The 7,570-nt window shown below is 42.8% G+C and carries 9 protein-coding genes; 5 read left to right on the top strand and 4 right to left on the bottom strand.

The features are described from left to right. Positions 1-39: 39 nt before the first annotated feature. Positions 40-426, bottom strand: a complete 387-nt coding sequence (locus tag EYS00_RS17515; RefSeq protein ID WP_130638934.1) for a histidine kinase sensor domain-containing protein — start codon at positions 424-426, stop codon at positions 40-42. Then, entirely contained in the window at positions 423-1,136 is a 714-nt protein-coding gene (locus EYS00_RS17510; RefSeq protein ID WP_130638932.1) for a response regulator transcription factor, read from the bottom strand. Before EYS00_RS17510 ends, EYS00_RS17515 begins: the two co-directional genes overlap by 4 nt. A 179-nt stretch (positions 1,137-1,315) precedes the next feature. Between EYS00_RS17510 and EYS00_RS17505 the strand changes: the two genes are divergently transcribed. The 3 genes from EYS00_RS17505 (at position 1,316) to EYS00_RS17495 (ending at position 4,523) form a co-directional block, all read left to right on the top strand. Beyond that, entirely contained in the window at positions 1,316-2,659 is a 1,344-nt protein-coding gene (locus EYS00_RS17505) for an anti-phage deoxyguanosine triphosphatase (protein WP_130638930.1), read from the top strand. A gap of 191 nt (positions 2,660-2,850) precedes the next feature. Beyond that, positions 2,851-3,855, top strand: a complete 1,005-nt coding sequence (gene msrP, locus EYS00_RS17500; protein ID WP_130638928.1) for a protein-methionine-sulfoxide reductase catalytic subunit MsrP — start codon at positions 2,851-2,853, stop codon at positions 3,853-3,855. Then, positions 3,855-4,523, top strand: coding sequence for a sulfite oxidase heme-binding subunit YedZ (locus EYS00_RS17495; RefSeq protein ID WP_130638926.1), 669 nt, complete (start codon positions 3,855-3,857; stop codon positions 4,521-4,523). Before msrP ends, EYS00_RS17495 begins: the two co-directional genes overlap by 1 nt. Here EYS00_RS17495 and EYS00_RS17490 read toward each other — a convergent pair. Continuing rightward, complete coding sequence (locus EYS00_RS17490) at positions 4,433-4,924, bottom strand: YqaA family protein (protein ID WP_242618815.1); 492 nt, start codon at positions 4,922-4,924, stop codon at positions 4,433-4,435. The genes EYS00_RS17495 and EYS00_RS17490 overlap by 91 nt on opposite strands. A 174-nt stretch (positions 4,925-5,098) precedes the next feature. Between EYS00_RS17490 and EYS00_RS17485 the strand changes: the two genes are divergently transcribed. Beyond that, entirely contained in the window at positions 5,099-5,503 is a 405-nt protein-coding gene (locus EYS00_RS17485) for a deoxyguanosinetriphosphate triphosphohydrolase (RefSeq protein WP_130638924.1), read from the top strand. A 115-nt stretch (positions 5,504-5,618) separates the two neighbouring features. Beyond that, positions 5,619-6,032: a YchJ family protein gene (locus tag EYS00_RS17480; RefSeq protein WP_373995578.1), complete on the top strand. Its 414-nt coding sequence runs from the start codon at positions 5,619-5,621 to the stop codon at positions 6,030-6,032. A 67-nt stretch (positions 6,033-6,099) separates the two neighbouring features. Here the strand turns inward: EYS00_RS17480 and EYS00_RS17475 are convergent, their stop codons facing one another. Next, complete coding sequence (locus EYS00_RS17475; RefSeq protein WP_130638920.1) at positions 6,100-7,563, bottom strand: sulfatase; 1,464 nt, start codon at positions 7,561-7,563, stop codon at positions 6,100-6,102. Positions 7,564-7,570: the final 7 nt, after the last annotated feature.

Raw genomic sequence — 7,570 nt, 5'->3', positions numbered from 1 at the left:
ATTCTTGGTGGCAATGCTACCAGTAAACTTGTATTACCCTCAGAAAAAGGGAGCTCCATAATGGGGGTTTTCCTCGAAGTAGAGATGGATTTTCCACTCTGTACTCCGCCCCATATTGTAACCCGTATAATCGTCGAATCGAGAATGATTACCGGCAATATGTTGAACGTTTGCACTCGCCACAGCAGCCCACGTATTTTCTTTATGTTGAAGCTCTTCAAGCCACTCTTCTAGCGCTGCCCTTTGCCCTTGTAGTAATAAAGATTCAGCTTCATCTGACCACGCCTCTAGCTCCCTAACATCAGCTTCATTGAGCATGCTCATATCATTCTCAATTTGCGACGTTGCCATATTGATCACATAGAAAAGGGCAACCACGCCCGTTCCAATAATCAGACACAGCTTCCAAAACAAACGCTTATTCATTTTATACAGTACCCCTTACCGTGTACTGTTTGTAAACGCGAGCCATCCCACCCTTTTTCCATGAGTTTCTTTCTTACTCGGCTCATATGCATGTCTAGGCTACGGTCGTATTGACTGTACTGTTTATTTAAGACCGCTTGATACAAAAATGCTTTGCTCAGAACCTGTTGAATGTTTTGAACTAAGATACTCAATAAACCGAACTCTGTCGGTGTTAGTGAAACGTCAGCGTCACCTACTAGCACCTGTTTAGTTGTTAGGCATAACGCTAAATTATCAATTTGAAGGCTGGCATTAGTGACGTTTTCGTTCCTGTTGGATCGGCGAATCACCGCGTCAATGCGTAACAATAGCTCTTGGGAATTAAAAGGCTTGGCTAGGTAATCATCAGCACCTGCACTCAACCCCATTATTCGCTCTTCTTCCGCATGTTTTGCCGAAACCACTATCACTGGTGTTGAATTGCAGCTTCTCAAAATGTTTAGCACTGACAATCCGTCTTTGCCCGGTAACATAATATCGAGCAGTATTAAGCTATAACTTGATGAGATAGCGAGCTCCAGTGCACTTTCACCATCAAAGCACTGAGTAAAGCAATAGCCATTACCGCCTAAAAGCACGGCTATTTGGTCGTTTAATATAGGATCGTCTTCAACAACAAGTATATGTGGCTGAGTTGAGGGTCTGTCTACAGCAAGCGCAGAGTTCATAAAAGCACGGATTATTGAATATCTGAGCAACGCTACCTTAGATTCTCAACGGATTCAATGCGAATGATTGTCTTTTACATTTGTTACATTTAACAGAAGAATCATTCGCTGCAATTTTGCACACCTGTGTTAGGCTACAATTCCAGAGGTTTTATTCTGTAGAACAGAGGTTTATTGCAGTGACAGAGACTAATTGGGCAGTGAGTTTTCACGAGCGCAGGCTGCCGCGAACCGAAACAAGAGACGGCGACCATCGCAATGCTTATCAGAGAGATAAAGCGCGCGTATTGCACAGTGCTGCATTTAGAAGATTACAAGCAAAAACGCAGGTGTTGGGCGTTGGATTGAGTGATTTTTATCGTACCCGCCTTACTCACTCCTTAGAAGCTGCGCAAATCGGTACAGGAATTACCGCTCAACTGTGTTCTAAATATCCTCAACTTACCGATGTTCTCGCTATGGACGCTACGCTCATCGAAACATTATGCTTGGCTCATGATATTGGGCACCCTCCTTTCGGCCACGGGGGAGAGATTGCCCTGCATTACATGATGCACGAACACGGCGGCTTCGAGGGCAACGGCCAAACATTCAGAATAATTACCCAGTTAGAACCCTACACTGCCGCCCACGGAATGAATTTATGTCGTCGCAGTATATTAGGCCTAGTTAAGTATCCTAATTTTGTTGATACGCTAAATAAACAAGAAATCCACCCCACTAAGCCCATGTCTTTTAGACAGGTTCGCGCTGATGACTGGCATCCACCCAAGGGCTTGTTTAGATGTGACGAAGCGCTGTTCGATTGGTTACTTACACCCTTCAATGAGCAAGACAAATCACTGTTTTCGACATATAACGACGTTGCTAACGGGCACAGTAAAACCCGCTTTAAATCTTTTGATTGTTCTATAATGGAGCTCGCAGACGATATCGCTTACGGTATTCACGATCTCGAAGATGCCATTGTTATGGATATGGTTAGAAAACAGGACTTCTTTACTTCGGTGACGGTTCCGTTGAGTCAACTCGAGATACCTTGGTTATCAAAAAGCATAGAATCGTTAACCGACAAACTATTCAGTGCTGTTCATCATGAACGTAAAAATGCTATTGGTGCTTTGGTTAACTGTTTCATTACCGCCATAGCGATTGAAACTGTCGAAGGTTTTGAACATCCATTACTCGCCTACAAGGCCGCACTGCCAAAACATGTAGAACAGGCATTAAGTCTATTCAAACGATTTGTTTACCGAAACGTGATCCGTCGTGCAGATGTACAACAACTCGAATACAAAGGCCAACTTATAGTGATGTCACTGTTTGAAGCGTTCAGTGCTGATCCCACTCGATTACTTCCAGAAAGTACTCAACAGCGCTGGAGAGATGCGGAAGAGCAAGGCTTAGGTATGCGTATTATTGCGGATTACATTTCCGGAATGACGGACGAATTCGCTGCGCGACTTTACGCAAACTTGTTCAGTCCAAAACACGGCAACTCATTAGATAACTTACATTTATAACTGCTCAATGGTGTTTTTTGTTTTCTACTGCTGAAATTGATTAGGCGTTTGTGCGGTCTATTTTAAAGCAGAGCACATTTTTCGCGATATCAGGTGTTTTATTAACTATCTCATGGCGTTGAATAGGTTCGGGTCAATCTTAATTTGCAAACACAACGTAATAGTCTTGTGTTTAATCAAAGAGTAAATGTATGTCTAAACGATTTAAGCCATCCGTTGTATTTAAAGACAATCAAGTCACCGATGAAGCGGTATATCACGACAGAAGACGATTACTTAAGTCTATGGGGTTCGTAGGTGCGTCAGCACTGTTATCAGGCAATGCATATGGCCAAGGTTGGTTTTGGGAACGTGAAGAAAAGCCATTAGCCCAACAACGGCCACTTGAGTTTACCAATAACTCGTCGTTTTCAACTAACGACACTCTGACTCCTGAGAGTAAAGCAACAACATACAATAACTTTTATGAGTTTGGCATGGGTAAGGATGACCCTGTAGAAGAAGCCAAGCACTTTCAAACTGACCCTTGGCAGCTACGAATCGATGGTCTGGTCAATAAACCGTTAACGCTGGGTTACGATGATCTATTCAATCAATTTCAATTGGAAGAGAGAGCTTATCGCCTGCGCTGTGTAGAGGCGTGGTCAATGGTGATCCCTTGGATAGGTTTTGAACTCGGTCAGTTAATTAGACAAGCCGATCCTCTCTCCTCAGCTAAATACGTTGCCTTTGAAACGCTATACGATCCTGACCAAATGCCTGGTCAAAAAAATAGATTTATCGGCGGTGGTATTGACTACCCCTATGTTGAGGGACTGCGTTTAGACGAAGCCATGCACCCGTTAACATTGCTGTCGGTGGGCATGTATGGAAAAACATTACCTCCACAAAATGGTGCACCGATACGTTTAGTCGTACCGTGGAAATACGGCTTTAAGAGTATCAAGTCTATTGTACGTATACGTTTGACTGACAAGCAGCCACCAACAACGTGGAATATCCTGGCACCTAATGAATACGGATTCTACGCAAATGTTAATCCTTCTGTTGCGCATCCTCGATGGAGTCAAGCAAGCGAACGTCGCATAACAACAGGTGGAGTGCTCAACAGAAACCGTATTCCCACGCAACCGTTCAACGGCTATACCGAAGTTGCGAGTTTGTATTCCAATATGGATTTGACGCGTTTTTACTAATGAAATTATTAAATAAACCATGGCGTCTCAGCAAGATACAGCGAGTTACCATAAAATCATTGGTACACCTGTTCTCCCTTGGATATCTCTCGATAATTTTCTATCTGGGGATTATCGATAACCTAGGACCAGATCCGGTTCAGGCGCTGCTGGATAAAACAGGGAATTGGGCCATCTATCTGTTAGTCGCTACCCTACTTCTTTCACCCATTGCAAAGGTCTTGCCGAGTCCAGAACCTCTACAATTCAGAAGGCTGTTAGGCGTATATAGCTTCGTATTCGCGCTAGCTCACTTCTTGGTTTATTGCGCTTTTGAGATACAACTAGACATGTCACTAATAGGTAGTGAAATTATCGAAAGACCTTACATCACTGTTGGTATGACGGCGCTTGTTTTACTGCTTGCGCTTGCTGCAACATCGTTTAATAAAGCAAAACGTATGTTAGGCCGCCGTTGGCAAAAGTTACATAACGCCGTGTATCTGATTCTTCCGCTTACTGTGCTGCATTACACATGGGCACAAAAATCAGATCTACTCAGTCCGGCAATTTATTGGATGATAGTCATCGCCGTTTTTTATATCAAACGAGATGCCCTAATCAAAATAATTATGGGAAAAAAGATAGTGCCTAGTGGTAGAAAAAAACGCCAAGCAATCAGTCCATAACGGGAAGACTTGCTAATAAGAACAGCGACCAAGAAAAAGCGTAGTTGCACTTTTAGTGCACCAGCGACGAGTGTTAGTGGGTCACCAATCACGGGGACCCACGCAAGTAACAACGTCCACTTACCCCAACGTTGGAACATGCTCTCGGCTTTGGCATAAGTGTTATCAGACATTCGTAGCATGCGCTTGGCCAAAGGCTCACCGTAGTTTAACCCCAAATAGTAATTTACGGCTGAACCTAATGTGTTACCGATGCTCGCGACAAGCCACAACGATATTACTTCGCTGCCTGCAGTAAGTAAGCCCACAAATACCACTTCCGAACCCAGTGGCAGGATAGTCGCAGCGCCAAAGGCGGCAACAAACATTCCAACTAAACCTAATTCAGACAAAGCGTCCAATATCTACACCTGCAAATTAACATTCTGAATAGTATATGTTTTTTAGTAATTTTATCGTAGTTCTAAACGCAAATGATCTAACTGCTCAAAAAAATAGCGATTTTCCGCTTGCATTATGAATCAACACAAACTACTGTATACACATACACACTGTATGAATAAACAGGAATAAAGATGAACACCGCCACTTCTTCAATTTCACGTTTTCGCGCGTTACAAAACAAAGTAAACAATGAAGTACAGTTACCCTTACCTTTTGAAGGTTACCCCAGCGAGTATGCTCCAAAGCAAAACAAAGGATGGCATTATCTACTCGCCGATTCTGTATCCTTCAAAAAGGATACTCATCACGCTATTCGCATTCAAAAACCCAACAAAGAGAAGATGCCAGAGTGGATCTCAAAACTTATTACTGGCGGTCAATGTAAAACACTGTACGTAGAGAATTTAGATTTAGATTTACAGCCTACTGAGTGTGAAATGATTAAAAAGCTGTGTGAGCTTTTTTCAGTATCTCTAGTTAATGTCAAAGTATCTCAGGAATCTGGTGATACAAACCTAGTCACCGGTCCGTGGTAATCGGCTCTAATTAGCGGTAGCATTTGCCCCTTTATTCTACGGCATTTATTGGGGCTTTTTTATGCGTTGTTTTTGTTGTTCTTCACTGCCGTTTTCCTCGTGCTGTGAGCCTTATTTGTCAGGTTCGAAAAAACCTCCTACCGCAGAAGCATTAATGCGCTCTAGATTCTCAGCTTATGCCACGCAGAACTATCAATACGTTCTAGACACGTACTCAGCACAGAAGCGCGTAGGCTTATCGTTAGACAACTTAAAAGAAAGCGCCACTGGAACTCACTGGTTTGCACTTACGGTAAAAAATGACGCCAGCGCAGAAGATATTGTGGAGTTTACTGCGTTCTACTTTGAATCTAAGCAGTGCTTTCAGTTGCACGAAACATCTCGTTTTATTATTGAGAATGGCGAATGGCGGTATCACGACGGAGAACTGCATAGTGACTGTGGGAAAGTGAAACTGGGCAGGAACCTTCCCTGCCCGTGTGATAGCGGTAAAAAATTCAAACAGTGTTGTGGTAAAAAACTCAGCTAGAACCATCTTGATTAGATTAGACTAGCGTATACTTTTTACATTCGTTTTTTGTTCATTAAACTTATTCTTATCTACGCACTCGTTCCAACAAACGCTTGTTTGTCTGTTGTGCGGTAAACTCAGCGTCGAACTCAGGATTGCGTTGAGTAGGCACGGGGGCATTTATGTTTTCACGCCACTGGTTTAGCTCTAGTGTTAAGTAATTCATAATACCCGGTAAATATTGTGCTAAATTCACATGTTCACCCAAGTCGTTCTCCAAATCGTACAGTTCATAGGCATCGTCTTCAAAATAATGATGCAATTTCCACCGACCTTTCCTCATGGTTGTACCTGGTCGTGTTCTGAATAGAGGATCACGTGATTGATCTGCGCTTGGGTTATACGCTTGCAAGTAGATGGGAAAATGCCAAAAGAGTGCGCGTGGTTTTATTGGCTTCTCATAGAACCAATTTGATGATAAGTCTACACCATCGAGAACTTGTCGACTAACATCAGCACCTGCAATATTAGCTAGGGTTGGATAGAAATCTGCATTCACAACCGGTGTGCTATCTGTTTTGGCGACAATTTTATGAGGCCAAGAAACTAGCAATGGAACTCGAGTACCACCTTCATAATATCCGCCTTTGCCACCTCTTAATGGATCTTGATATGCAACCGAGCGAATTCCGCCATTATCGGAAGTAAAAATCACTAAAGTATCTTTTAGCAAAGATTGCTGCTCCAGACTTCTCATGATGCGGCCTATATTTGTATCCATCAATTCAACCATTGCAGCATATGCGGCATGTTTTTCATTTTGAATTTTTGGATGGCTCAGGTACTTTTCTGTGACTGAGTCGATAGCGATAATTGGCGTGTGTACCGTGTAGTAAGGTATGTATGCAAAAAACGGCTGCTGGTTGTTTGCTGAACTAACCTCCTTAATCCAATTAATAGCTTCACTCGTAATGCGGTTGGGAAGATACTCACCGCTTGGACCGTCGATCAAATTGGTCATTTCATAAGGACTAAAGTAACTTTTGGGGTGTCCAGCCGTGTCACCTGCAACATTATGGTCAAATCCTTGAGTTATTGGGTCTTGTCCTAAGTGCCACTTTCCAAAAGTACCTGTGGTATAACCCCTCGACTCTAACATTTCAGCCATAGTAACTATGTCATTATCAAGATAAGGTGTATTGGGAGTAGGTATTATTTTTCTGGTTTTTTCATTCCCCCTTTCGGAACTGCCTACCGTGTAAACACCATGTCTCGGAGAATATTGACCACTCATTAATACTGCCCTGCTCGGTGCACAATTCGATGCCCCTGCATACGCGTCGGTGTAAACGATACTTTTAGTCGCCAATGCATCAATATTTGGCGTTTGAAATACACCAGTATGGTCATTATAACCGACATCAGCCCATCCCAAATCATCGACTACGATCAATACTATGTTTGGTGGTTTTGTGTTGTCTGCTATTGCTGGAACCGAATTAAATAACGCACCAACGACAAACACGATAAAACTGAAGTTTTTTACCATTATTGTT

This window comes from Alteromonas sp. KUL49, assembly GCF_006538345.1.
Taxonomy (GTDB): domain Bacteria; phylum Pseudomonadota; class Gammaproteobacteria; order Enterobacterales; family Alteromonadaceae; genus Alteromonas.
Note: the sequence above shows the minus strand (reverse complement) of the source record. Positions and strands in the feature narration are given on the sequence as shown.